Origin of the sequence: Acinetobacter sp. YH16044, assembly GCF_013417145.1 — a bacterium.
GTDB classification, from domain to species: Bacteria; Pseudomonadota; Gammaproteobacteria; order Pseudomonadales; family Moraxellaceae; genus Acinetobacter; species Acinetobacter amyesii.
Genome location: NZ_VPEK01000008.1, coordinates 37,445 through 62,086, shown reverse-complemented (window position 1 = coordinate 62,086; position 24,642 = coordinate 37,445). Strand labels below are relative to the sequence as shown.

Annotated in this window: 23 protein-coding genes; 11 read left to right on the top strand and 12 right to left on the bottom strand. The window is 41.7% G+C overall.

Translation table 11 applies throughout. The features are described from left to right. Nucleotides 1-26: 26 nt before the first annotated feature. Together FTV38_RS07265 and FTV38_RS07260 are read left to right on the top strand one after the other, a co-directional pair. Nucleotides 27-686: a riboflavin synthase gene (locus FTV38_RS07265; RefSeq protein ID WP_078192598.1), complete on the top strand. Its 660-nt coding sequence runs from the start codon at nt 27-29 to the stop codon at nt 684-686. A 112-nt stretch (nt 687-798) separates the two neighbouring features. Beyond that, on the top strand, nt 799-1,344 hold the full coding sequence (locus FTV38_RS07260; protein WP_078189460.1) for a VTT domain-containing protein: 546 nt from the start codon (nt 799-801) through the stop codon (nt 1,342-1,344). A gap of 62 nt (nt 1,345-1,406) precedes the next feature. On the opposite strand, the gene FTV38_RS07255 is transcribed toward FTV38_RS07260, so the two are convergent. The 4 genes from FTV38_RS07255 to FTV38_RS07240 all read right to left on the bottom strand — a co-directional run bounded on the left by FTV38_RS07255 (nt 1,407) and on the right by FTV38_RS07240 (nt 4,294). Next, nucleotides 1,407-1,625: a hypothetical protein gene (locus FTV38_RS07255; protein ID WP_180022075.1), complete on the bottom strand. Its 219-nt coding sequence runs from the start codon at nt 1,623-1,625 to the stop codon at nt 1,407-1,409. A 142-nt stretch (nt 1,626-1,767) separates the two neighbouring features. Continuing rightward, on the bottom strand, nt 1,768-2,406 hold the full coding sequence (locus FTV38_RS07250; RefSeq protein WP_078189458.1) for a hypothetical protein: 639 nt from the start codon (nt 2,404-2,406) through the stop codon (nt 1,768-1,770). A gap of 39 nt (nt 2,407-2,445) precedes the next feature. Continuing rightward, nucleotides 2,446-2,853, bottom strand: coding sequence for a DNA polymerase III subunit chi (locus tag FTV38_RS07245; RefSeq protein ID WP_078192594.1), 408 nt, complete (start codon nt 2,851-2,853; stop codon nt 2,446-2,448). Then, the gene (locus FTV38_RS07240; protein WP_180022074.1) at nt 2,846-4,294 is read right to left on the bottom strand and encodes a leucyl aminopeptidase; all 1,449 of its coding nucleotides are present in this window, start codon (nt 4,292-4,294) and stop codon (nt 2,846-2,848) included. Before FTV38_RS07240 ends, FTV38_RS07245 begins: the two co-directional genes overlap by 8 nt. A gap of 159 nt (nt 4,295-4,453) precedes the next feature. Here FTV38_RS07240 and lptF point away from each other — a divergent pair, with 159 nt between their 5' ends. From lptF to FTV38_RS07220, 4 genes are all read left to right on the top strand, one after another. Then, entirely contained in the window at nt 4,454-5,554 is a 1,101-nt protein-coding gene (gene lptF, locus FTV38_RS07235; protein ID WP_180022073.1) for an LPS export ABC transporter permease LptF, read from the top strand. A 1-nt stretch (nt 5,555) separates the two neighbouring features. Next, complete coding sequence (gene lptG / locus FTV38_RS07230) at nt 5,556-6,626, top strand: LPS export ABC transporter permease LptG (RefSeq protein ID WP_180022072.1); 1,071 nt, start codon at nt 5,556-5,558, stop codon at nt 6,624-6,626. A gap of 122 nt (nt 6,627-6,748) precedes the next feature. After that, a complete protein-coding gene (gpmI, locus tag FTV38_RS07225) occupies nt 6,749-8,296 on the top strand; it encodes a 2,3-bisphosphoglycerate-independent phosphoglycerate mutase (protein ID WP_180022071.1) in 1,548 nt (515 codons plus the stop codon). A 17-nt stretch (nt 8,297-8,313) separates the two neighbouring features. Then, on the top strand, nt 8,314-9,489 hold the full coding sequence (locus FTV38_RS07220) for a S41 family peptidase (protein WP_180022070.1): 1,176 nt from the start codon (nt 8,314-8,316) through the stop codon (nt 9,487-9,489). 22 nt (nt 9,490-9,511) lie between these two features. On the opposite strand, the gene FTV38_RS07215 is transcribed toward FTV38_RS07220, so the two are convergent. The 3 genes from FTV38_RS07215 to FTV38_RS07205 are packed head-to-tail and all read right to left on the bottom strand — an operon-like array spanning nt 9,512 to nt 13,182. Further along, nucleotides 9,512-10,939 carry a sigma-54 dependent transcriptional regulator gene (locus FTV38_RS07215; RefSeq protein WP_180022069.1) on the bottom strand — a complete coding sequence of 476 codons (1,428 nt, stop codon included), beginning with the start codon at nt 10,937-10,939 and terminating at the stop codon, nt 9,512-9,514. A gap of 19 nt (nt 10,940-10,958) precedes the next feature. Next, the gene (locus FTV38_RS07210; protein ID WP_180022068.1) at nt 10,959-12,524 is read right to left on the bottom strand and encodes a PAS domain-containing sensor histidine kinase; all 1,566 of its coding nucleotides are present in this window, start codon (nt 12,522-12,524) and stop codon (nt 10,959-10,961) included. Between the two features lie 22 nt (nt 12,525-12,546). Then, nucleotides 12,547-13,182, bottom strand: a complete 636-nt coding sequence (locus FTV38_RS07205; RefSeq protein WP_078189449.1) for a response regulator — start codon at nt 13,180-13,182, stop codon at nt 12,547-12,549. Between the two features lie 212 nt (nt 13,183-13,394). Between FTV38_RS07205 and FTV38_RS07200 the strand changes: the two genes are divergently transcribed. Next, a complete protein-coding gene (locus FTV38_RS07200) occupies nt 13,395-14,444 on the top strand; it encodes a serine hydrolase (RefSeq protein WP_180004717.1) in 1,050 nt (349 codons plus the stop codon). 103 nt (nt 14,445-14,547) lie between these two features. Here the strand turns inward: FTV38_RS07200 and FTV38_RS07195 are convergent, their stop codons facing one another. From FTV38_RS07195 to xerD, 5 genes are all read right to left on the bottom strand, one after another. Next, nucleotides 14,548-15,984: a hypothetical protein gene (locus tag FTV38_RS07195; RefSeq protein WP_180022067.1), complete on the bottom strand. Its 1,437-nt coding sequence runs from the start codon at nt 15,982-15,984 to the stop codon at nt 14,548-14,550. 88 nt (nt 15,985-16,072) lie between these two features. Beyond that, nucleotides 16,073-17,212: a threonine synthase gene (gene thrC, locus FTV38_RS07190; RefSeq protein WP_078192584.1), complete on the bottom strand. Its 1,140-nt coding sequence runs from the start codon at nt 17,210-17,212 to the stop codon at nt 16,073-16,075. A 62-nt stretch (nt 17,213-17,274) separates the two neighbouring features. Next, the gene (locus FTV38_RS07185) at nt 17,275-18,579 is read right to left on the bottom strand and encodes a homoserine dehydrogenase (RefSeq protein WP_078192857.1); all 1,305 of its coding nucleotides are present in this window, start codon (nt 18,577-18,579) and stop codon (nt 17,275-17,277) included. A 130-nt stretch (nt 18,580-18,709) separates the two neighbouring features. Continuing rightward, nucleotides 18,710-19,522, bottom strand: coding sequence for a DsbC family protein (locus FTV38_RS07180; RefSeq protein WP_180022066.1), 813 nt, complete (start codon nt 19,520-19,522; stop codon nt 18,710-18,712). A 96-nt stretch (nt 19,523-19,618) separates the two neighbouring features. Further along, nucleotides 19,619-20,536, bottom strand: a complete 918-nt coding sequence (gene xerD / locus FTV38_RS07175) for a site-specific tyrosine recombinase XerD (RefSeq protein ID WP_180022065.1) — start codon at nt 20,534-20,536, stop codon at nt 19,619-19,621. A 172-nt stretch (nt 20,537-20,708) separates the two neighbouring features. Here xerD and FTV38_RS07170 point away from each other — a divergent pair, with 172 nt between their 5' ends. The 4 genes from FTV38_RS07170 (at nt 20,709) to murD (ending at nt 24,642) form a co-directional block, all read left to right on the top strand. Then, complete coding sequence (locus FTV38_RS07170) at nt 20,709-20,972, top strand: FeoA family protein (RefSeq protein ID WP_111884859.1); 264 nt, start codon at nt 20,709-20,711, stop codon at nt 20,970-20,972. Further along, nucleotides 20,969-22,834, top strand: a complete 1,866-nt coding sequence (locus FTV38_RS07165; RefSeq protein ID WP_180022064.1) for a ferrous iron transporter B — start codon at nt 20,969-20,971, stop codon at nt 22,832-22,834. The genes FTV38_RS07170 and FTV38_RS07165 overlap by 4 nt, the downstream gene beginning before the upstream one ends. Nucleotides 22,835-22,870: 36 nt before the next feature. Next, on the top strand, nt 22,871-23,122 hold the full coding sequence (locus tag FTV38_RS07160) for a DUF6587 family protein (RefSeq protein ID WP_180022063.1): 252 nt from the start codon (nt 22,871-22,873) through the stop codon (nt 23,120-23,122). 173 nt (nt 23,123-23,295) lie between these two features. Continuing rightward, the gene (murD, locus tag FTV38_RS07155) at nt 23,296-24,642 is read left to right on the top strand and encodes a UDP-N-acetylmuramoyl-L-alanine--D-glutamate ligase (RefSeq protein ID WP_180022062.1); all 1,347 of its coding nucleotides are present in this window, start codon (nt 23,296-23,298) and stop codon (nt 24,640-24,642) included.

Here is a 24,642-nt window from a genome sequence, read left to right as displayed (position 1 = left end):
CGCCCCATATTTTTCAGGGATTGAACATGTTTACAGGCATTATTGAAAGTCTAGGTAAAGTTGAAAGCATTCAAAACGTGGGTGGCGATGTCCGCTTGCGTATCCAGACAGATTTAGACATGTCGGATGTGCATTTGGGAGATTCTATTGCCACCAATGGCATTTGCTTAACCGTGATTGACTTTGGTAGCAATTGGTATGCAGCTGATGTATCACGTGAAAGTTTAAATCGGACCACTTTGGAACACTGGAAAGCAGGGCAGGCAGTAAATGTGGAAAAAGCTATGTTGCCGACCACGCGTTTTGGTGGACATATTGTCAGTGGTCATGTCGATGCAGTGGGTGAAATCACTCAAGTTCGTTCAGATGCACGTTCAATTTATTTTGAAGTGACTGCACCGAAAGAAATTGCACGCTATTTAGCAGAAAAAGGCTCTGTGACCGTGGATGGTATTAGCCTGACGATTAACCATTTACGTGGCAATGTGCTGAGCTTAAATTTAATTCCGCACACGGCTGAACGAACCAATATCGGTACGTGGAAAGCTGGGGCTAAAGTGAACTTGGAAGTGGATGTTTTAGCACGTTATATTGAGCGTTTATTGCTCGGAGATAAAGCCGCTGAGACCACAGCGCAATCTAAAATTAGCTTAGATTTTCTCGCTGAAAATGGCTTCTTGAAATAAGTTGATACCGAAGAAAACCAAACAGTCTGATTGAAAAATTAGACTGTTTTTTTATTTTTGGTGATAATGCGTCGCGGAATGACATATATGATGAATAATCAGACAGGTGATAATGATTGATTTCTTACTGAATCTGGAACAGTGGTTACCCATGTTATTGGAAAATTATGGTGTGTGGATTTATGCCATTTTATTTCTGGTGATATTTTCAGAAACGGGTTCAGTATTTATGTTCTTCCTGCCGGGAGACAGCCTGTTGCTTGCCATCGGCGCATTATGTTCAACGACGGAAGTGGTGCATTTACACACCATGGGGCTGATGTTATTTGTCGCATCGGTCTTGGGCTACTGCGTCAATTACTATACGGGCAGCGTGCTAGGCATTAAGTACTTTAATAAGCACACACGTTACTTTAAGCCCGAATATATGGTCAAAACCAATAAATATTTTATGAAGCATGGCGGTAAAACGATTTTAGTCGCACGCTTTGTACCTTTTGTACGTTCTTTTGCGCCTTTTGCCGCTGGGTCTGCGCGCATGAGCCTCGGTACATTTATGTTTTATAATGTGCTAGGTGGTTTCATCTGGATTGGATTATTACTTGGTATTGGTTATTTCCTAGGACATACTGTTTCTGCAGTTGCAGATTTGGTCTAAGCTAAACTTAGACATAAAAAAAGCCCACAGTTGTGGGCTTTTTTTATGGAGTCGATGACAACTTAGTGTTTTGTAACGGTCACCACATCAAGGGTTTGAAAAATCGAGCTGTGGGGCGGTTGCTGAATGCTAAAACCACCTTTTTCTGATTCTCGGCTGAGATACACCGAAATACTGTGAAAGTCTGAATGACTCAGCCAAAGATCTTTGGTACGAATGTCCCATTGTTCTCCAGCAGATAGAGAGGATATTTTCTGGGTAATCTGGTGAATGATGTCCATATTGAATTCCCATCTGGATGCATGATTATATTTTTAGGATGCCTGAAGCATTGTGTTTTGAGGGACAATGCTTCAGCCATATGAACATCATGTTGCAAATACATGTCAGTTTAATGACAGTGACCAGATTTCGATCGACAGCTTAAGATGCTTGGGACGATGTAGATTCTGTCGAAAAATTGGAGTTTTCTAAGATATAGTCAATTTCTTCTTGTGCAGCAGCTTTCAATTTTGCACGGAAATCACTGACGGCCATCTCGATTTGCGTTTCTGCCTCAAGTTCCAAACGCACGCGTACACTTTCAAGTTCTGACAACATCTGTCCTTCGCTGACCGATAAGCTTTGGCTTAATCCCGCTAAACCTGTTTCAGGGTTTTTATGATAGCGAGCGGCATAGTGTTGTACTTCGCGATCTAGATTATGCTGCATCATGGTGAGCGCTTGCGTTTGTGCAGCAAAGCGTAACTCTTCGTCACGTTTCAGTTGTTCTGCATAGGCCTGTTCAGCTTCACGTTTTTCTTCTAAGGCTTTTTCTAAAGCCAACTGTTTGCGAATACGAGCATCTTCTATCAACTGTGCTTTTAAATCTGCATAGGCAGACTCAATTTTGTCAAAAGACACTTGCTGTTGCTGTTGGTCATTGACTAGCCATTGTTGAATGTCTGTGCTTGGATTGAGGACATCGCAAACGCGACCAAGGTCATCAATAAAGGTCTGACGAATAGCTTCAGGTACTTTTAACCAGCGCTGTTTAAAGTCTGGACCGACATTCAATGCCATGGTACACCTCCTTGCAAATAGGGTAAAACCAATATCACGTTAAAGTTTATGGGTCTGCGGTTGAACGCCCAAACGTCGATATTGTTTATATTTTTCACGCCCGATAATTTTAGCGGGTTCGTTATTTTCAATAATTTCGATAATGTGACTAAAACTTGCGAACTGTTCAAGTGCTTGATCGTTAAAATTAAACACAATCCAGTCGGCTTGCTCAGGCAATTGGGCAGAAATACAGACCGTTGCCTCGGGTTGATCGATACCATGGGGAATGAAACCTGTGTGATCGAAACTCCACAGGCGTTCATCAAGTTGTTGCTGTAAGTCTGGGTCAGCACAATGTAGCCAAATACGTACAGGCTGACGCAGGATCTTACGGCATAAACGACAAGTGCTTTCGACTTGCCGTTCAGGACTTTTTTCAAATAAATAAAAGCTAACTTTAGCCATTCGCTTGAACACGATTCGCTAAAAATTGCATTAATAATGGTACAGGACGACCTGTTGCGCCTTTATTGGCACCTGAGTTCCATGCAGTACCCGCAATGTCTAAATGCGCCCAACGGTATTCACGCGTAAAGCGTTGAAGGAAACATGCAGCGGTCACAGAGCCTGCTTTTGGACCACCAATGTTGGCAATATCTGCAAATGGAGAATCAAGTTGTTCTTGATAATCTTCAATCACGGGCATACGCCATACGCGGTCAAAGCTGTGTTGACCCGCAGCAGTCAATTCAGCCGCAAGTTCATCATCCGGAGTGAACATACCAGTAAGGACTGAACCCAGTGCTACGACACATGCACCAGTGAGGGTTGCAATATCAATCACCAGTGCAGGATTAAAGCGTTTTACATAGGTCAAGGTATCGCACAGAACCAAACGACCTTCGGCATCGGTATTTAAAATTTCAACGGTTTGACCGCTCATGGTTGTCACGATGTCACCCGGGCGAGTGGCATGACCAGACGGCATGTTTTCTGCAGCAGCAATTGCGCCGACAACATGAATTGGTAATTTCGCTTCACACAGCGCACGGATGGTACCCAAAACTGATGCAGAACCGCACATGTCGAATTTCATTTCGTCCATGCCCGCACCTGGTTTAAGTGAGATACCACCAGTATCAAAAGTCACGCCTTTACCAACAAGCACTACAGGGGCTTCTTCACGATTTGAAAGGTATTCGATGGTAATAATACGGCCTGGACGGTCAGAACCTTTGCTCACAGCAAGGAAAGCACCCATACCGAGATCAGCCATTTGCTGTTCATCGAGTACAGTCACTTTGAGTTGATCTGGGAATTCAGCTGCAAGTGCTTGAGCTTGTTCAGCTAAATATTCAGGGAAACAGATATTGCCCGGACGGTTACCTAAGTCACGAGTAAAACTTTGACCTGATTGCACTGCAGAAATTAAGTCAAGCTGTGCAGTGGTTAATGGACTTTCAGCAGCGATTAAATGGATCTGCTCCAAAACAAATTCATTTTTCTTTGATTTGTATTCATCAAATGCATAAGCCGCTTGGGTCAGGCTAAGTGCAAATAAATAATGTTGTTCTTGTGGTAGGGCAGAGATATCGACACTGATCTGTTTGAATTTTTTTTGTGACGCTTTAATAATAGTTTGTGCAATTTTTGCAAATTTATTGACTTGTAATTCAGCAACTTTGCCGAGGCCTAAAAGAGCGCTATTGCGACAAGCGGCAATGTTCGCCACCAAAGGCAGGCTTTCATTAAGTGCTGCTTTAAATTGAGTTGCTTCAATTAAATTATCTAAATCATTGATTTGATATGAAGTAGCTGCATTTGTAACGTGCTCAGAATCTACTAATATCAACAAATATTGGCTGGACGCATTCGCTTGGAATGACGTATTAATAGAAAGTTTCATGTGCGGTATTTATGCCTTTTTAAATTTATAAACCATTAAACCATTGAAACATTTATATGAATAGAGTTTCAATGAGCAACAAGGGTATAGGTTTTATATTTTCTACATTCGGGTAAACTAACGCTAGTTTTTATTGGCCCTATTTTTGGAAGAATTAATTTGATTATTCGGCGTTATCTGGTCAAGCAAGTGGTGTCGACATCACTGGTTGTGATTGCCTTATTGACCTTGATCATGATGGGTGGTCGTTTGATCAAGTACTTTGGTGTCGCGGCGCAGGGTCGTTTAGATGCAAGTATTTTATTTAGCATCATTGGCTACCGTTTGCCTGAGTTTTTAACTTTAATTCTTCCGCTCGGTTTCTTTATCGGTCTGATGTTGGTCTTTGGTCGTCTGTATGTCGATCATGAAATGGCTGTGCTTAATGGTAGTGGTGTCAGTCGAAATCAATTGTCACGTTTATTGGTGCCGATGACTGTGGTCTTTATGGCTGTTCAAGCATTTTTGATGCTGTGGGCATCGCCTTGGGGCATCCGTCAGTTTGAAGCATTAACGACTTCGCAAGCGGTACGAACAGGCTTTGACTTGGTTCGACCAAAAGAGTTTATTTCCTCTGGACCCTATACCATTTATGCAGGGGACTTGTCAGAAGACCGTAAAAACTTAAAAGATATTTTCTTTTATCAGCGTGCAGAAAAGGAGGGTAAGCCTGATGTCATTATTTTGGCAAAAGAAGCGACCCGCGTCGAAGTGCCCGATGATAATGCCAATGTGGTTGACTTAGTTGAAGGCCGCCGTTACGAAATCTATCCGGGGCAACCGCGTTATTCTCAAGCTGAATTCCAAAGTTATCGTTTACGTTTAGAAAATGATAAAGAAGCAAAATTTGAAAGTACCGAAGTAGAAGCTTTACCAACCTCGAAGTTATGGGATAACCGCCATGATCCTGTGGTTGCCAGCGAACTCGGTTGGCGAATCTTTGTGCCGTTCGCTATTTTGGTGGCGTTATTGCTTGCCACTGCTTTGTCTGAGGTAAGTCCTCGTCAAGGGCGTTACCTGAAACTGTTTCCTGCATTACTTATTTTTGCCAGTTTAATCGTGGCTTTAATGGCGATCAAAACGCGGATCAGTAAAGATGAAATGGGGATTTGGGCTTATCCACTGGTCTTAGTGATTTACGGCATTGCAGCGGCATTGTTCTCGCGTAAACAAAAATTAGCGCCCAAAATTAAGAAACAAATTCAGCGAGTGAGGTCTTAAAATGTTGGCACGTCGTATAGTTGCAAAACATGTGACCAAAACTACTGCTTTAGCCATGCTTGGTGCGACCGCGGTATTGGCTGGCTTACAAGTGCTTTTTACTTATTTAGGTGAATTGGGCTCGCTGAAAGAAGGCTATAACGCATGGAATGCTTTGCAGTATGTATTATGGAGTTCACCGAATTATTTATATGAAATTTTGCCGATTTCAGCCTTGATTGGTGCAGTACTGGGTTTAGGGACTCTAGCTTCAAACAGTGAATTGATTGTGATGCGTTCGGTCGGCATCAGCCTATGGCGGATTGTGGGCTGGGTGATTCGTTCGGCACTCATTTTGGTGGTTTTATCCTTTGCATTAAGCGAATGGGTCATTCCCTATACCAATGAACAAGCCAAAAGCGTCAAAAGTCACCGCACTGCGGCTGAACTGGGCGAAGTCAAAGGCTATTGGTCACGTGAAGGCCAGCGCTTTATTTATATTGACTATGCTAATTCGCAAGGTCAAATTAAAGATGTTCAGGTTGTTGATTTTGATGAAAAATATCGTTTGCGAGGCACTTTGGATGCAGAGCAAGGGAATTTTGTCAAAAATGGCTCTTGGTCGCTACAAAATTCAACCCAAGTCGATCTCTTAGCGACGGGTGATGCCGTCTCGAAGAAAAATGTTGAACAGCCGCTTTCATTGGCCTTGCAACCTAAATATGTGCATATGGTTACCATTGACCCTGAAGACCTATCACCCAGTCAATTGGTGAGCTTTATGAGTTATATGCATGAATATAGCCAAGTCCCGAAAACTTACCAATTGGCGTTTTGGCAAAAGTTTGGTTCGCCCTTTGCTTTAATTGCCTTGGTGGTGATTGCGTGTTCATTTATTTTTGGACCTTTACGTCAACAGTCGATGGGTTTCCGCTTGGTGATTGCCTTATTTGCTGGACTGGGTTTTTACTACTTACAAGATTTCTTGGGTTATGCAAGTTTGGTGTACGCGCCATCGCCTGCATGGTTCGTCTTTATACCAATTATTTTGATGTTTGTAGCGGGTGGCTACTTGCTGCATCGCGCACGTTAAGTGCATGCAAGATTGAGTAAAACAATGTTGATGACCTAGATAAACCATGGTTGTCACATAGAGTCTTCACCGAAAATTCGGTAAGATAGTATGATTAATTTATAAACGAAAGAGTGTTCATTATGACGGATGCAACTGCTGGCAAAATCCCACACGTATTGGTAATTATGGATGGTGTGGGTCATCGCGAAGCGGTCGAGGACAATGCCTTTTTAGCAGCAAAACGACCAAACTTGACTGCAATGCAGGAAAAGCATCCGCATGGATTGATTTCAGGCTCTGGCGAAGACGTTGGTTTACCTGATGGTCAAATGGGTAACTCTGAAGTGGGCCACATGAACCTTGGTGCAGGACGTGTGCTGTATCAAGACTTTACTCGTATTACCAAAGATATTCGTACCGGTGCCTTCTTTGAACATGACGTTTTAGTCGATGCGGTTGAAAAAGCCAAAGCTGCAAATCGTGCTGTACATATCATGGGCTTGTTGTCTGAAGGTGGTGTGCATTCACATGAAGATCACATTGTGGCGATGGCTGAATTGGCATTAAAACGCGGTGCAAAAGTGTATCTTCATGCATTCCTTGATGGTCGTGATACGCCACCAAAAAGCGCACAACCTTCGCTTGAAAAATTAGATGCGCTGTTTGCTCAGTATCCGGGTCAAGGTCGTATTGCTACCATGATTGGTCGTTACTTTGCGATGGACCGTGACAACCGTTGGGATCGTGTTGAGCAAGCCTATCGCCTATTAACTGAAGGTGAAGCAGTGCGCACTGCAGCGACTGCTGTTGAAGGTCTAGAGCAGGCTTATGCTGCTGAAGAATCAGATGAATTTGTGAAAGCGACGCGTATTGGTGATTTAGCACCGATCCAAGATGGTGATAGCGTTGTCTTCATGAACTTCCGTGCTGACCGTGCGCGTGAAATTACCAAAGCTTTTGTGGAAAAAGATTTTGCAGGTTTTGAACGTAAAGTGGTTCCCGCTTTATCAAAATTTGTCATGTTGACACGTTACCAAGCAACAATTGATGCACCTGTGGCTTATATGCCAGAAGCGTTGCATAACTCGATTGGTGAATACCTGTCTAATTTGGGTAAAACACAACTTCGTATTGCTGAAACTGAAAAATATGCACACGTGACCTTCTTCTTCAGTGGTGGTCGTGAAGATGAATATCCGGGTGAAAGACGTATTTTGATTCCATCGCCAAACGTTGCGACCTATGACTTAAAACCAGAAATGAGTGCTTATGAAGTCACTGATGAATTGGTTGCCGCAATTAATTCAGGTGAGTACGACTTACTGGTGGTGAACTATGCCAATGGTGATATGGTTGGCCATACTGGTGTGTTTGATGCAGCAGTCAAAGCAGTTGAAGCCGTAGACACGTGCCTAGGTCGTGTGTATGAAGCTGTGATGGCAAATAAAGGTCACATGCTAGTGACTGCCGATCATGGTAACGTAGAGCAAATGCAGGATTACCAAAGTGGTCAGGTGCATACTCAACATACCACTGAACTTGTGCCATTTATCTATGTTGGTCCGACCAATGCAACAATTGCAGAAGGTGGTGTTTTGGCTGACGTAGCGCCGACACTGTTAACTCTTATGCACATTCCTGTACCAACAGAAATGCAAGGTCGTAACTTGATTACTCTTGAATCTTAAAATGTAAGGAAGTATGAATGACTAAAGCACACTGGAAGTCAGTTGTAAGCCTTACAGCCTTGCTGCTGTGTTCTAGTCATTCGACATGGGGAGCCGACAAAGCAAAGTCGGCTTTCGATGAATTTGATGGCAGCTATGAACAAAGTTATGCCGAAGTACCTGTCGAATCGATCCAACAATTTGTTCAGATCTATGGCATTGTCAAAGAAAATTATGTAGTTGAAAAAAATGACGATGCATTATTCCAACAAGCCATCAAAGGCATGGTCAGTGGTTTAGACCGTTATTCACGATATCTTTCACCTGAAGACTATAAGCAGCTTTTGCAATACACCGAAGGGGATATTGCGAGTGTCGATTTCAATTTGCGCTTTGATGTAGGTTTACAGCAATGGGTCATCACCAATTTAAAACCTGATGCCGATTCAGCAAAGCTAGGTCTGAAAAATGGCGCGGCGGTGTTTAAAATTGATGATCAAGAACTCAAAAAACTCAATCAAGATCAAGTGCGACACTTACTCACCGGCAGTATCGGCTCGACGCTGAATCTACAGCTGATAACTGCAAGTCAACCGATCAATTTGGTCAGAAACACTAAAGTTGAAACAGATATAGAATCTAAATTATTAAATAATCAGGTTTTAGTATTACACGTTAAAGTTTTTCAACAAGATACTGCCAATGAAATAAAGCGTTTAATTGAAAGTCACGGTTCACGTGTCAAAGCCGTATTGTTTGATTTAAGAAATAACCCCGGTGGGTTATTGTCCGCAGCTGTCGAGTCTGCCGATTTATTTTTGAATCAGGGCATTATTGTGTCGACACGAAGTCGATCTGAGGGTGACCAACAATTTCAGGCTTTACCAAGTTTTGAATTTCAAAATATGAAAGTCGGCATCTTAATCAATAATCGTTCTGCTTCTGCCGCAGAGGTCTTTACCGCAGCCTTAAAAGAGCATAAACGTGCATGGGTAGCGGGTGAGAAAAGTTATGGTAAAGGTGTGGTTCAAAAACTATTTCCATTGAGTAATGGTGCGGCTTTACAAATGACTGTGTCGCAATATCTGACCCCGAATGGCAAAATGATTGAAGGAATTGGGGTGCAGCCAGACTATAACTATCCGCTGCAACATGATGCGCGTGAAGATCACTATGTCGATCATGTTGCAGAGTTATTGCTGAATCAAAAATAAACAGCAATACGTTGGAAAGCTTTTACTCTTCGTCTTCGGTATCTAAGCCGAATTTTTTCAAACGATAGCGCAATGAGCGGAATGACATGCCTAATTTTTTTGCGGCAAGGGTTCGGTTCCAATGGGTGAGATTCAACGCATTCATGAGCACTTCTTTTTCGATATTTTCTAAAAAGAGTTCTAAACCTTCTTCAGGCAGTTTGCGAGGGACCACACTTTGTTCGTTGCTGTTTGCACCCAACTGCGCAGAATCATTCGTTGTTGGAGCGGAATTGAACTGAGCACTCGGTTGTCTTAATGGCGCACTTTGCAGATGTTGAAGATCAATTTGATCATCATCGCAGAGGGTCATAGCACGTTCGATAATATTGCGGAGTTCACGAACATTACCCGGATAATATTGGCTGAGTAGGAAATTTTTCGCACGTTCAGTCAGAGGCTTAGTGGCAATTTCCCATTCATGGCTAATTTTTTGAATAAAATGTTGCGCCAATAAGAGGATATCGTCGCCACGCTCACGTAAGGCAGGCAACACTAAATCCATAACATGGATGCGGAAAAATAAATCTTGGCGGAAGCGACCTTGTTGGACGAGAGCTTCTAAGTCCTGATGACTGGCACTGATCACACGGAAGTCGACATCAATTTCACAGTCTGAACCTACGGGGCGAATACGTTTTTCCTGTACCGCACGTAGCAGTTTAACTTGCATGGCTAAAGGTAATTCGGCAATTTCATCCAGAAATAAGCTACCACCATGTGCAGATTGAATCAGACCTTGCTTGTCTTGGGTGGCACCACTAAAGCTGCCTTTTTTATGGCCAAAAAGTTCACTTTCCATTAACTCTGTGGGAATTGCCCCACAGTTAATAGCAATAAAGGGTCCTTCATTACGGTTGCTTAAACGGTGAACCAAATTGGCCACGACCTCTTTACCCGTACCAGATTCACCCGTAATAAAAACAGGTGCTTGTGAACGTGCAATTTTCTTTAGAGTTCGACGCAATTGCTGGATTGGAAGCGATTCACCAATCAACATTTTATGTTCTAAAGCATCTTGCGAAGTAATGTCTTCGGCCAATGGCTTATTCAGGGCTTTTTGTAGCAGTTGTTCAAGATGTTTTGGATTGATCGGTTTGCTGACAAAATCGAATGCTCCCGCCTTTAATGCGGCAATGGCAATGTCCATGTTGCCATAGGCTGTAAGCACAGCAACGGGCAGGGCAGGACAGTGTTCATTCATCCAATCTAAGAGCTGTAGACCATTACCATCGGGTAAGTTGAGATCGGTTAGGCAGGCATCGTAGCTATAGGTAGACAAGGCTTTTTTAGCTTCGTCGAGGCGATGTGCAACATGCGTTTTAACCCCCATCCTTGATAAAGACATCTGCATCAGCATACATAAGTCTTCTTCGTCATCAACTAACAATACCAGTGGTTGTGAATCCACAGTTTTCCCCTAAAAACAATTAAATAACAGCTTGTAAGCACTCAATCCTAAAGCAAGCTCCCTGTTTTTTTTCTACATAGGAAAGCTGTGCTTGATTCGCTTCACAGAAGCTATGAGCAAGATATAATCCTAAACCAGTTCCAGTAATTTCGGTACTAAAAAATGGTTGAAATAACTGTGCGCGGTTTTGTAAAGCAACCCCATGACCGAAATCTCGGACATCGATCTGGACTTTTTTCTGATCCGTACGCGCCACCACTTCGATATACGACATGTCCGGATTGTTATGGCGAATCGCATTACGAATTAGGTTGATTAAAATTTGTCTGAACTGTGCCTCATCAAAATCGATTAAAGTCTTGGCTTGTACATTGAGTCGAATGTTCTGTTGAATGTCTGCCAGATCTTCTTGTAGGAACAACGGTAAAAATTGTTCTAGATTCAGACGAGTCGGATGGGTTTCCTTATTGCGCACCATATTTAGGGTGTCTTGAATAATTCGGTCAATCCGCACCGCTTGACGTGAAATCATATGATTCAACATGTGCTGTTGTTCGGTATCACTTTGCGGATATAAATCATTGGCATGCACAATCGCCGCTAAAGGATTACGAATTTCGTGAGCAATACTGGCGGAGAGTTGCCCTAAAGCGGCTAATTTTAGTTGTTGCACTTGCTGATTGAGTTTTTGTGCATCTTGTAAAATCAGCAAGGTCAGCATTTGATGCGGCACAACGAGTTTTTGTACGAGTACCTGAATGTGGTATTGGCTTTGTTGCGATTCAAATTGAAATTTTTCCCCGCTTTTTAAATCTTCAAACTTGAGTAATTCAAATAAGTCGGGCTGCGTGGTATACAGTGGATATTGATCATGATGATAAGAATTTGGCATGCCGAGTAAATGGCAAGCAGCAGGATTACTCAGCACCACATGACAGTTTTCATCCAAAACCAAATAGCCCGTATCAATCTGTTCTAAAATATAGCGGTTAATGTTTTGTAGTCGATGTAGCTCTAAAGATTGCGAAAAATTCAGATTTTCCAATAACTGAAAACGTTTCACGGCAATTTGCGCACTGCCATACACTACACAAAATAAAAAAGCCAAAATCGCACTGTTGGTTAAATTTTTAAGTGAGGTAAATTCAAGAATTGAACCTAAAAACAGTTGATATACCACACAGATCACAGCAATGAGGGTGATGACCAAGGCTTTTTGGGCATCTAATAACAGGGATGCTGCAAAAATCGTAATCACAAACAGTAAACTCAAATGTAAATTAGGTCCATCGATGGCTAAGGTCAGTAAGCTCAGCGAAATGACATCTACAATGAATAACAGCAGTAACTGGTTTGGAATCCGGACTTTGAAACGTCCAAGCGACATGAATTGAATGCTGGTAAACAGCAAATAAATCGTCAATACATATAGGTATAAACGTGGGTATTCATAATCTGAAGTGAATTGAGTGTAGGTCAGTAAAAAGACCAGTAACAGACAGGCACTGATGATAAAGCGATAAGCACTGTACCAAAGGCCCAAATGATACTGGTTCAATTCACTATGAATTGAACGCTGTGTCATAAGTAACTGGATGTACGTTGTGTTAAGGTTTGATTAACCCGTAGCGAATCGCCAAGTGAGTTAGTTTGACATCACTATCAATATTCAGTTTTTCAAAAATGCGGTAACGGTAGGTATTCACTGTTTTAACGCTAACGAATAATTTATCAGAAATTTCTTGTGCACTAATACAATTGACCACCATCATGGCAACTTGCATTTCACGCTCAGACAGGGCGTCAAAAGGTGATTGTTGTGTATCAGACAAATATGAGCTGGCCAGTTGTTCTGCAATGTCTGCACTGAAATATTTGCCACCTTGCATCACTTTATTAATCGCACGGACCATTTCAGTGACTGGTGCACCTTTGGTGATATAGCCTTTGGCACCTGCTTTTAACAATAAAGACGGGTAGGGTTCTTCAGCAAGTCCACTGACGGCGAGGACTTTTGTATCTGGCGCTGTTTGGAGTAGGCGACGTGTGGTTTCTACCCCCCCGATCCCCGGCATATTGACATCTAATAAAACAACATTTGGATGGTGTTGGCGAACAAGTGTAATCGCATCTTCACCCGATTCGGCTTGTCCAATGACTTGGACATCTGCATGGTCTTCGAGCATACGGCAAATACCAGTACGGACTAATTCATGGTCATCTACCACCAAAACTGTGATCACCTACACTCTCCCTCAAATCAAAACCTGTTTTTTTTGTTACATAAAGCAAAATAAGCTTGCAATGAAACGACAAAATTAGCAATCCTATTCTTATATGAAATGAAAAACTTCATACACAATGTGTGAGCAAAAAATGTTCGTAGTTGTGACCAATGTACGGCATATTGCTGGTCTTGCGCAAATGTTTAGTATCCTGAGTTGAGTGAGCAATGGTGAAAAAATTAAATAAATCCTTCATGCACGTTTTGGGCATGTCAATTTTATTCAGTATGAGCAGTTTCAGTTCTGCTGAAATTGTGATGAATAGTGCTGCAAATCAGCAGTCAAATATTAGCTGGTCATCTGAAGATGCAAACCAGTTACTCAACGGTGACGTGTCTTATAGCGCTGAAGAGCCATCTCCTCAAGGGTCAACTAAAGTGACTACTTCTGTACGTAGTACAGGCGGTGTGGTACAGACAGCACCATCGAAAACGGTCCGTATCATTGATACCAATCAATACGCAGGTCAGCCTTCTGTAAATGCACGTGCGGCATTGGTTATGGATGGGCAAACCGGTGAAGTGCTATATAGCAAAAATAGCAATACCGCTTTACCGATTGCATCAATTACCAAACTCATGACAGCAGTAGTGATTTCAGATGCCCGATTAAACATGTCTGAAAAGATTACCTTACAACAGTCTGATTTCTCATGTTCAGGTTGTAAAAGCTCAAGTTCAACACTTCGTGCTGGCGACAGTATGAACCGCGCAGAAGCATTGCTGTTTGCTTTAATGAAGTCTGAAAATCCAGCGGCTTCGGCATTAGCACGTACTTATCCAGGTGGTCGTTCTGCATTTATTTCAGCGATGAATGCGAAAGCACGCTCATTGGGGATGAATTCGACACATTATATGGAATCGACAGGTTTGCACCCTGGTAATGTCGCTTCGGCACGTGACTTGGGGATTTTAGTGAATACCGCTTCGCAGTATGGTTTGATTCGCCAATTTTCAACCACACCAAGTTATGACTTTAATTTGGGCTACCGCGTGTTGAAATCAAACAATACCAATGCTTTAGTGCGTAATGGCGGTTGGAATATTAATATTTCAAAAACTGGATTTATTAATGAAGCAGGGCGCTGTGTTGTGATGCATACTACACTGAATAACCGTCCAGCGGTGGTGGTGTTATTGGGTGCGGATTCTTCAGTTGCACGAACCAATGATGCGACTCGTTTAATGAATTGGGCGAGCCAGTTACCAAAACGTATTTAACAAGATTTTAGATTTTTCATTCTTTCAGTATTTAGATTTACTCAACGTTTAAATGCTGAAGTGAATGCAAGATATAAAAAGCCCTGCAAGAGCAGGGCTTTTTTTAAGTTATTATTTTTTTAAAATCTCTATAGATGTTCTTTCCTGCTCGACCATCACTTGGAGTTTTAGCAAAAGTTTGTGGATATCTAGTGTCTAATTTAAAGTTAGCTTTTACATGTTTACCTTCTTCACTTAATTCAATATTGAAGTTAATTAATATTTTACGTAACCTAGGGGTGACTCCTTTAAAATCTGATAAACAAGTTTTAAGCTGTTCAAGATGTTCCAAATAGCCTTTATAGGCTTCATGATTTTTTATATTTTCTCTCAAATTTTCAATAATTTCCTTATTTCTTTCGTTTAGTCCAAGTTGTTCTAAATTGAGATCTAGAATCAAATTATAGACTTTGTACTCAATTTCATTTTTGAAATATTCAGCTGTATTAAAAGGTATTTGTATGAAAGTTTTGTCTTCATCAGGATTGTTGGCAATACGAAATTCTTGATAGTCATATTGAACAGAAGCATTTTCTAATTCTGTAATTTTTCTATTTTTAGCATCTATCTCTTCTTCATATAATTTAATTAACTCTTCATAATCTTTAGGGTCTTTAAGCTCTTTTTGTTTTAAAAAATCAATTTGTGCACGAAATTTTTTCTCAAGAATAAAGTGTCGAGTCAAATTTTTAGGGAATTTTTGCATTAGCAAGGAACTTCGTACTAACTTTTTTAATTCCTCGATTAATTCTTCGTTATTTTGATTAGGCTTCAAGAAAAGTTTTCTACTAATTCCTTGTTTCCAGTAAATACCTATAGAGCTCTGATATGCATTTTTGCTTAAAGAAGCTTGACGTAATTGATTAGAAAAAAATTCATAGTTTTCTTTGGGCTCAATAAAGATATGGGCCAGACCAAATAATTCTTTTTGTAAGTCTACAATTTGTTCTTCATTAAAACTAAGAGGCTGGCTAAGATATACGCACGGAAGGTGTCCATTGAATTCACCAAGCATAAATTTAGCAACAGTTTCAATCCAATATGATGAGTGGTCTAACCAATTAATTTGATCGATTAGAAATTCACCATCAAATGCGGCACCTAGATCATCAATTAATCTACTGATAATTAGCGGTTTTTTTATTGTCTTATTGTTGGGCTTTGGATTTGTGCTAATGGTTTTTAGCTTTATTCCTATTTTAAAATTAGTACCTGTTTTTTCAACAGAAATAATAGTTATCCAATGATCAGCTTTTTGTAAATCTTTTTGATATTCAAAGTAAAAACTTTCTGTATTGTCATAAGCTACATAATTAGTAATGATTTTCTCAGATTGATTGTTAGATAACAAATTAAAGTCATCATACGCAGAAAATTGTAGATCATGGATTTTTATTTTAGAATTTTTACTTTGATGAATCCAGTCGCAGCATATATTTTTTAAGTCATCTAAAGTTTTGCTTTGCGAATCAACATTAAAAATTGTTTGGTATAAAAGCATAATTTCCCCCTAATATTTATATAAAAATTTCTTAAATTTAAAAAAAGCCCTGCAAGAGCAGGGCTTTTTTATTCAGTCAGCATATGAATTACATATTTGACAGAATTGAATCGCGAACTTGATCCATAGTTGCATCAATCGACAACATTACGGCATCTTGGCATTGCTTGATGGCAGTGTCAGGATCTTTTAAACCGTTACCTGTCACAGTACATACGATCACAGAACCTTCAGCAATTTTACCTGCTTTGATGTCACGAATCGCGCCACCGATAGACGCTGCAGAAGCAGGTTCTACGAATACACCTTCGTACATAGATAGTAGACGCTGTGCTTCTAAGATTTCAGCATCTTGGAGTTCATCGAACCAGCCTTCTGAATCGCGGACTACTGCTTTAGCATGGTTCCAGCTTTGTGGGTTACCGATACGGATTGCAGTTGCTACTGTTTCAGGGTTTTCTACAGGTGCGCCGCGTAGGAATGGTGCCGCGCCAGCAGCTTGGTAACCCACCATTGTTGGTAGACCCGCAGGTTTTGGACCTGTGAATTGATCAGTTTCAGGATCATAAACCACTTGTACAAATTCTTCTTTAGGCTGATTCGCCACAGCTTCGGTATAACCCATCCAGTGTGCTGTGATGTTACCCGCATTACCTACAGGTAGGCAGTGGTAATCTGGCGCACGACCTAATTCGTCAACGATTTCGTAAGCAATGGTTTTTTGACCTTGCAGACGGTATGGGTTGATTGAGTTTACAATCGTAACTGGTGCTTGATCTGCAACTTCTTTTACAAGACGCATCCCGTCATCGAAGTTACCGTGGATTTGCATTGTTACCGCGCCATACATCATCGCTTGTGCCATTTTACCCATGGCAATTTTGCCTTCTGGGATGAGCACAAATGCTTTAATGCCTGCACGTGCAGCATAAGCAGCCGCTGCAGCAGATGTATTACCTGTAGATGCACAGATAATTGCTTTAGAGCCTTCTTCAACTGCTTTTGTTACAGCCATGGTCATACCACGGTCTTTAAATGAACCAGTCGGGTTTAAGCCCTCGTACTTCACATAAATTTCAACATTTTTGCCAATAATGCGTGGAATATTCTCAAGCTTAATCAGTGGTGTATTACCTTCGCCCAAAGAAATTGCGCGAGTAGTTGCAGATACGGGTAAACGGTCGCGATAGCGGTCAACTAAACCAGTATAACGATTGGCATTAGACATGATGATGTTCCAATTGTGTGTAGAGCTTGGCGAGAGGAACTGAAATATTCCCCTCGACCCGATTAATTATCAAGCGATTCTAAACGAATTCGTACAATTTCGCCATGAATGACAGGCAATGCTTGAATTTGTTGAAGGGCTTCATCCATTTTAGATTCTTTGACTGGATCAGTCAGAATCACGATAGGAATAAGATCTTTTAAGCGTGGCTGCTGCATGATCGCATCGATGCTTATTCCTGCACGGCTTAAAATAGTCGTCACATCAGCAAGAACGCCAGTTTGATCTTCGGCATTAATACGGATGTAGTATCCAGTGGTCATTTCTTCACGTGGAAGAATTGGTAAATCAGTTAGGGCTTCAAACGCAAGCTGTGGAATTGTGCCAGCACCATCTTCAGTATATGAGATGTCACGGACAATATCGACAACATCAGCAACCACCGCTGATGCGGTCGGGCCTGCACCTGCGCCTGCGCCATAGTAAAGCGTTGGACCAACGGCATTGGCTTGAACCAATACGGCATTTTTAACGCCATTTACATTGGCAATCAGTTGGTCTTCAGGGATCAGCGTTGGATGTACACGAAGCTCAATGCCTGTTGCAGCACGACGTGCAATACCTAAATGTTTAATACGGAAACCAAGGTCCTCAGCATATTTGACATCTTGCGCAGTAACTTTGCTGATGCCTTCAGTGAAGACTTTGTCAAATTGGAGTGGGATACCAAAAGCAATAGAAGCCAGCAATGTTAACTTGTGCGCCGCATCGATCCCTTCGACGTCGAATGTTGGATCTGCTTCTGCATAACCGAGTTCTTGCGCTTCTTTGAGAACGTCTGCAAAGGCACGACCTTTTTCACGCATTTCAGTCAGGATAAAGTTACCGGTACCGTTAATGATACCTGCAAGCCAGTCAATTTTATTGGCTGCCAAACCCTCACGGAGGACTTTAATAATTGGGATACCACCTGCGACAGCTGCTTCATAAGCAATCTGAACGTGATGATCATCGGCCAATTTAAATAATTCATTACCGTGTTCAGCTAATAAAGCTTTGTTGGCTGTGACCACTTGTTTGCCATGAACGATTGCTTCACGAATCACTTCATACGCAGGGTGAATGCCGCCCATAACTTCAACTACAACGTCTACATCGGGTTGACGGACGATATCCAATAAATCAGCACTTTGCTTCACTGAAGCAGGCAGTTCTAAATCAGGACGAGGGCGACGCGTACCCACATGGGTAATTTCAATTTCACGACCGGTGCGACGTTTAATCTCAGCAGCATTTTCTTTTAGTAGTTTAAGGGCACCACCACCCACAGTACCAAGACCGAGGATTGCCAGACGAACTGGTTTCACGTCACACTCCATTTATTTCATCATTGCTTTAAGTGAGTTTAGATCATAGCTAAAAAAACGTTCGGACTCTAGGGTAGAAATCACTTTATTCCTACCCATAAAAAACATTCATTTAGCCTATAAAAATTAGTTATTTAAGCGCACTTTCAAGTTCGGAAGCCGACATGTAAGCACCGATGTGTTTGCCTTCTGCGTTATAGATCGCTGGCGTACCATTCACACCAATATTTAGACCCATTTCATACATGCTGCGCACTGGGTTTTTACATGATGCTGGCTCGATTTGCTCACCGGCAATGGCTTTATCAAATGCGGCACGACGGTCTTTGCTACACCAGATAGTTTCCATCATTGGCATGTGTTGTTCACCACGTGGCCAAGCGATGTAACGGACTTCAATGCCACGGGCATTAATATCATCCATTTGTTCATGTAATTTGTGGCAATAAGGACAGCTGACATCGGTAAACGCATAAACCACGTGTTTGGTTTTACCTTTGGCTTTATAAATCAGTAGGTCTTCAGTTTTTAATTGATCAAATAATTTTTTATTGGCCTCTGCTTGTAGTGTATCGCCTACATTAAAGAGTTGTTTTTCACCTAAACGAACCACGTCGCCTTGGAAAATGTATTTACCATCAGCTGTAGCATAGACCGCAGGCATGCCTTCAAAGCTTACCCAAAACAAATTAGGAACTTCAGTCGCTTTCACCCCAGTGACTTTGGCATTGATATTGGCTTTTTGCAGATTAGATTGCAAAGTATCAATTAAACGCTGCTGAGCATTACGTTCAGATAAATTCGAAGCTTCACCAGTTGCAGGCGTACTTGCCGTTAATGTCGCATCTTTCTTTTCGTCATTATTTGAATTAGAACAAGCCACTAACGCCATACTGGCAACAAGTGTCGATGCGAGAAAAATTTTTGAACGGGTAAATAACATAAACAACCCTTTTCTTTTAGCTTTATCAAACAGGTGAGTAAGCATAGCAAAAAATATCGGGCACAATAGAACTTCTTGGTCTGATATTTCCTGCCGTTAAGCTCTCGGATGATAATCTGAATGTAATTTTTGCATACGAACCTGCGCAACATGGGTATAAATTTGTGTGGTGGATAAGTCACTGTGGCCGAGCAGCATCTGCACTACACGTAAGTCGGCACCGTGGTTGAGCAAATGCGTGGCAAAGGCGTGGCGTAAGGTATGTGGTGATAATTCGGCTTGAATGCCTGCAATGAGCGCATAGCGTTTAATCGCGTACCAAAAGTTTTGGCGACTCATCATTCCACCAAGTTGAGTGAGAAATAAAGCATCGGTTGCACTTTTGTATAAAACGGGACGTGCTTCAGCTAAATACTTCTCGATCCATTCCACCGCCATTTGTCCTAAAGGGACTAAGCGTTCTTTATTGCCTTTACCGGTAATTCGTAAATAGCCTTGTTTAAGATTGATCAGTTCTAATCTTAAATTTAATAACTCAGAGACACGTAAACCACAGGCATACAGCACTTCGAGCATGGCACGATCACGTAGACCCAATGCGGTGTTGAGGTCTGGGGCATTAATCAGGGCTTCAACATCTGCTTCAGATAAATCCTTTGGTAGGGCACGACCCAATTTGGGTGTTTTATGGATTGCAACAGGATTGTCACTGCGTATTTTTTGTTCACGCAAGAACTTGAAAAATGAACGCAGTGCAGAAAGTGAGCGGGCGATCGAGCGAGGGCTTTTTCCTTGTTTAGTCAGGCTAAGCAAGACATCTGAAATGTCGTCACTGCTCCAATCAGTCATGATATGTGTATGACACCCACTGCATTGAATTAAATCAGATAAATATGCATTTCGAGTATGTGGACTGACCGTTTGAGCAATTAAATCATCACGATATCCGTGTAAAAAACTGAGTGTTTCTGGAATTTGGACTGGGGTCGGGATTCGTGGTTTTTTATTTAACATGTGCCGCTCATTTTTGAAATTAAACCAAGAAATCACAATGGTTTAATGCAATGTAATTTAAAAAAATAGTCGTGTCGATGCTAGATTGTTAAATGAGAATTGAAATCGAATCCGATTTGTTAATTATTCTCATTTGTTTGTATAATATTCAAAATTTTTTAGGGTTAGTTGCGTGCGATTATCTGATTTGAAAGTGAAACAAAGCGCAGTCATTCATAAGGTACATCGTAACCAGAATGGCAACAATGCTCCGGCTGATTTAGTCGCTAGCCGTTTAGAGACTTTGGGTTTTGTTCCCGGAACAAAAGTACAGGTGATTACCAAAGGTATTTTTGGTGGTGACCCGATTTTAATTCAAGTTGGGTTTACTCGTTTCGCACTGCGAAAAATAGAAGCTGAAAAAGTGGAAATAGCAATGGAAGGTGCATCAGCATGAGTGATGCGTTACGTATTGCCCTCGTTGGTAATCCAAACTGTGGTAAAACTTCATTATTCAATCATTTAACGGGTACACGTCAGAAAGTTGCGAACTATGCTGGGGTAACGGTTGAGCGCAAGGTTGGTCAATTTACGTTGCCATCGGGTAAATCTGTTCGAGTTTTGGATTTGCCGGGGACGTATAGCTTAGAAGCGACGAGTCCTGATGAAGCCATTACGCGTGATGTCGTGCAAGGTAAAATTGCAGAAGAAGGGCATCAAGATGTCTTTTTATGTGTAGTTGATGCGACAAACTTAAAATTGCACCTCGGTTTGGTCATGGAAATGATCGATTTGGGTCGTCCAATTTTACTTGTCCTCAATATGATGGATGAAGCACGCCGTCGTGGCATGCAAATCAATACCCAAAAGCTGTCTCAGCGTTTGGGCGTTCCTGTTGTAGAAACCGTTGCTGTACGTAATGCGGGTATTGAAAACTTAATGGGTGCTTTGGATGCTGAAGGTTTCAGAAAACCAGATGCGTCATTAAGTGATACCAATCTTTCTGGGACTAACCACGAAAAAATTGAACAAATTTTAAAAGACGTGGTGATGTTTGTTGATCATGAAGATAAACGCTCAGACTTCCTTGATAAAATTTTTCTACATCCAGTCTTTGGTTTAATTACCTTAGCGGTGATGATGTTTATTATCTTCCAAGCGGTGTTTGCGTGGGCTGCGCCGTTTATGGAAGGTATTGAATGGGTGCAGGATTGGGTTGGTGAAGCCGCAGGTGGCATGATTTCCAATCCATTACTACAGAGCTTGGTTGTTAAAGGGATTATTGAAGGTGCGGGTGGCGTAATTGTCTTCCTCCCACAAATTATTATCTTATTCTTCTTTATTTTGGTTTTAGAAGAATCAGGCTATTTACCACGTGCAGCATTCTTGCTAGATAAGCTGATGTTTAAAGCGGGTTTGAGTGGACGTGCTTTTATTCCTTTGCTGTCGAGCTTTGCCTGTGCTGTACCGGGCATCATGGCAACCCGGAGTATTCAAGACCCCCGAGATCGTCTGGTAACGATTTTAGTTGCTCCATTGATGACCTGTTCGGCACGTTTACCGGTTTATGCTTTGTTGATCTCGGCATTTATTCCACAGCAAATGGTCTGGGGCATCTTTAACTTACAAGGCTTGGTGCTATTTGCATTATATGCAGCAGGGATTGTGAGTGCCTTAATTGTGGCAACAGTGCTGAAATTCTTCCAAAAAGATAAATCACAGCATGCCTTATTGATGGAACTTCCAAGCTACCGTTTCCCAGATATTAAGAGTGTTTGGATTGGTTTACTGGACCGTGCCAAGATTTTCTTGAAACGTGTCGGTGGCATCATTTTCGCTTTATCGATTTTGTTATGGTTCTTGTGTACTTTCCCGCAACCGCCAGAAGGCGCAACCTTGCCGGATATTGATTATTCATTGGCAGGTATGCTTGGGCATGTATTACAACCGATTTTTGCACCATTAGGTTTTAACTGGCAGATCTGTATTGCCTTAATTCCAGCGATGGCTGCACGTGAAGTCGTTGTGGCGGCATTGGGTACGGTGTATGCCTTGTCTGCAACAGATGACGATGCTATGTCTCAAGGTCTGGCAAATTTAATTAGTAGCGATGGGTCATTGGGTTGGTCATTGGCAACCGGTCTATCATTATTGGTGTGGTTTATTTATGCGCCACATTGCTTGGCGACACTGGCGACAGTTAAACGTGAAACTGGCTCCTTGAAGACGGTGAGTTTCATGACCATCTATTTATTTGGTTTGGCTTATTTAATGGCATTCATCACGTATCAAATTGCAACACGCTATTTTGGATCATGAATTTTGAATGGCAAAAGCTGAACAAAGGAGAGAGACATGCTTGAATCAATAATTATTGCGGTATTGGTGATTTGGAGTGCTGTCGTGGTGTTTAAGAAGGTATTTCCAAAAACATCGAACTCAGTTTTCAACTCCTTGTCCTTATGGTGTGAACGCCAAGGTTGGCATACACTGGCAAAACGTTTGAAGCCTAAAATGGCGATCGGTTGCGCCGGTGGATGTGGTTGCTCTGAGTCTGAGGAACCGGTAGCTAAAAAGGTTGAAGTACAAGCAGTGAAGTGGAAATAATCCTGCGTTGAACTGCTCGTACTAGATTATTTAAAAACCGTCATTTTAATGGCGGTTTTTTTACGAGCGGACACAAAAAAAATGTGAGAAAGTGAAAACATAAAAAGCATTCAAAACAGCAAAGTGCTAACATTTTGTCAGTTTTAAAAACCGACCAAAATAATGGGGCAGAAATGTTAATACAGCGTGGTGGATTGAAGGTTGTTGCCGGATTAGGGATTTCTGGTGTTTCCGCAGTGAATTTCTTACATAGCCATGGCTACCGCGTTGCAGTCACCGATTCACGAGCAGTCCCACCGGGTCATGATCAAATTCCAAGTGATGTACAAACTAGTTTCGGTCAGTTGGACCAAGATTTATTACTTCAAGCAGAAGAAATTATTATCAGTCCAGGGCTAGATCCAAAATTACCGCAAATTCAGGCGGCCATTGCAGCCAACATTCCTGTGGTTTCAGAAATTCAAATTTTACGTCGTGCGACAGATAAGCCAATTGTCGCGATTACAGGTTCGAATGCGAAAAGTACCGTAACGACTTTATTTGGTCTTATGGCAGCAGATGCAGGCAAAAAAGTGGCAGTGGGTGGCAACTTGGGTCGTCCAGCTTTGGATCTCACCAAAGATGATCCTGAACTTTATGTTTTAGAGCTTTCAAGTTTTCAATTAGAAACCACGTCGAACTTGGCCGCAGAAGTGGCTGTTGTGTTGAACATGAGTGAAGACCATTTGGACCGTCATGGCGATATGATGGGCTATCACACTGCGAAGCATCGTATTTTCCAAGCGGTGAAAAAAGTCGTGTATAACCGTGATGACTCATTAACACGTCCATTGGTTCCAGATATTACTCCAATGCAAAGCTTTGGCCTAAATGCACCAGATATGAATCAGTTCGGTATTTTACGTGATACTGATGGCACAATTTGGTTGGCACGTGGTCGTGAGCGGTTACTGAAAAGTACAGACATGTATATTCAAGGGACTCATAATGTGGCAAACGCCTTGGCATGTTTGGCTTTGGGTGAAGCGATTGGTTTACCACTCGAAGGCATGTTGAAAACCTTGAAAACCTTTAAAGGCTTAGAGCACCGCTGTGAATTTGTCAAAGAAGTGCATGGTGTTCGTTATTATAACGATTCTAAAGGCACCAATATTGGTGCGACTTTAGCTGCGATTGATGGTCTTGGTGCCGCGATTGAAGCCAAAGGCGGTAAAGTGGCGATTATTTTAGGTGGTCAAGGCAAAGGGCAGGACTTTACTGCACTGCGTGATTCACTTTCAAAATATGCCAAAGTTGCGGTGTTGATTGGTGAAGATCGTCCAATTATTGAAAAAGCGATTGAAGGGACAACCACGCTGATTCATGCTGAAAGTTTGAAACAAGCGGTTGAGCTGTGCCAACAAAATGCGGTAGCCAATGATGTGGTGTTATTGTCTCCAGCGTGCGCAAGTTTTGATATGTTTAAAGGTTACAGTGAGCGTGGACACCAATTTGTCGATTGCGTGAATGCACTCGTTTAA

What these genes read in the sequence shown, in the direction of transcription:
- FTV38_RS07180 (WP_180022066.1), bottom strand. Translation starts at nt 19,522, where the DNA reads ATGTTATTTACCCGTTCAAAAATTTTTCTCGCATCGACACTTGTTGCC.
- murD (WP_180022062.1), top strand. Translation starts at nt 23,296, where the DNA reads ATGTTAATACAGCGTGGTGGATTGAAGGTTGTTGCCGGATTAGGGATT.
- FTV38_RS07250 (WP_078189458.1), bottom strand. Translation starts at nt 2,406, where the DNA reads ATGGCATTGAATGTCGGTCCAGACTTTAAACAGCGCTGGTTAAAAGTA.
- FTV38_RS07245 (WP_078192594.1), bottom strand. Translation starts at nt 2,853, where the DNA reads ATGGCTAAAGTTAGCTTTTATTTATTTGAAAAAAGTCCTGAACGGCAA.
- FTV38_RS07160 (WP_180022063.1), top strand. Translation starts at nt 22,871, where the DNA reads ATGCTTGAATCAATAATTATTGCGGTATTGGTGATTTGGAGTGCTGTC.
- FTV38_RS07210 (WP_180022068.1), bottom strand. Translation starts at nt 12,524, where the DNA reads ATGACACAGCGTTCAATTCATAGTGAATTGAACCAGTATCATTTGGGC.
- FTV38_RS07255 (WP_180022075.1), bottom strand. Translation starts at nt 1,625, where the DNA reads ATGGACATCATTCACCAGATTACCCAGAAAATATCCTCTCTATCTGCT.
- FTV38_RS07260 (WP_078189460.1), top strand. Translation starts at nt 799, where the DNA reads ATGATTGATTTCTTACTGAATCTGGAACAGTGGTTACCCATGTTATTG.
- FTV38_RS07240 (WP_180022074.1), bottom strand. Translation starts at nt 4,294, where the DNA reads ATGAAACTTTCTATTAATACGTCATTCCAAGCGAATGCGTCCAGCCAA.
- FTV38_RS07265 (WP_078192598.1), top strand. Translation starts at nt 27, where the DNA reads ATGTTTACAGGCATTATTGAAAGTCTAGGTAAAGTTGAAAGCATTCAA.
- FTV38_RS07220 (WP_180022070.1), top strand. Translation starts at nt 8,314, where the DNA reads ATGACTAAAGCACACTGGAAGTCAGTTGTAAGCCTTACAGCCTTGCTG.
- thrC (WP_078192584.1), bottom strand. Translation starts at nt 17,212, where the DNA reads ATGTCTAATGCCAATCGTTATACTGGTTTAGTTGACCGCTATCGCGAC.
- FTV38_RS07165 (WP_180022064.1), top strand. Translation starts at nt 20,969, where the DNA reads ATGAGTGATGCGTTACGTATTGCCCTCGTTGGTAATCCAAACTGTGGT.
- xerD (WP_180022065.1), bottom strand. Translation starts at nt 20,536, where the DNA reads ATGTTAAATAAAAAACCACGAATCCCGACCCCAGTCCAAATTCCAGAA.
- lptG (WP_180022072.1), top strand. Translation starts at nt 5,556, where the DNA reads ATGTTGGCACGTCGTATAGTTGCAAAACATGTGACCAAAACTACTGCT.
- gpmI (WP_180022071.1), top strand. Translation starts at nt 6,749, where the DNA reads ATGACGGATGCAACTGCTGGCAAAATCCCACACGTATTGGTAATTATG.
- FTV38_RS07195 (WP_180022067.1), bottom strand. Translation starts at nt 15,984, where the DNA reads ATGCTTTTATACCAAACAATTTTTAATGTTGATTCGCAAAGCAAAACT.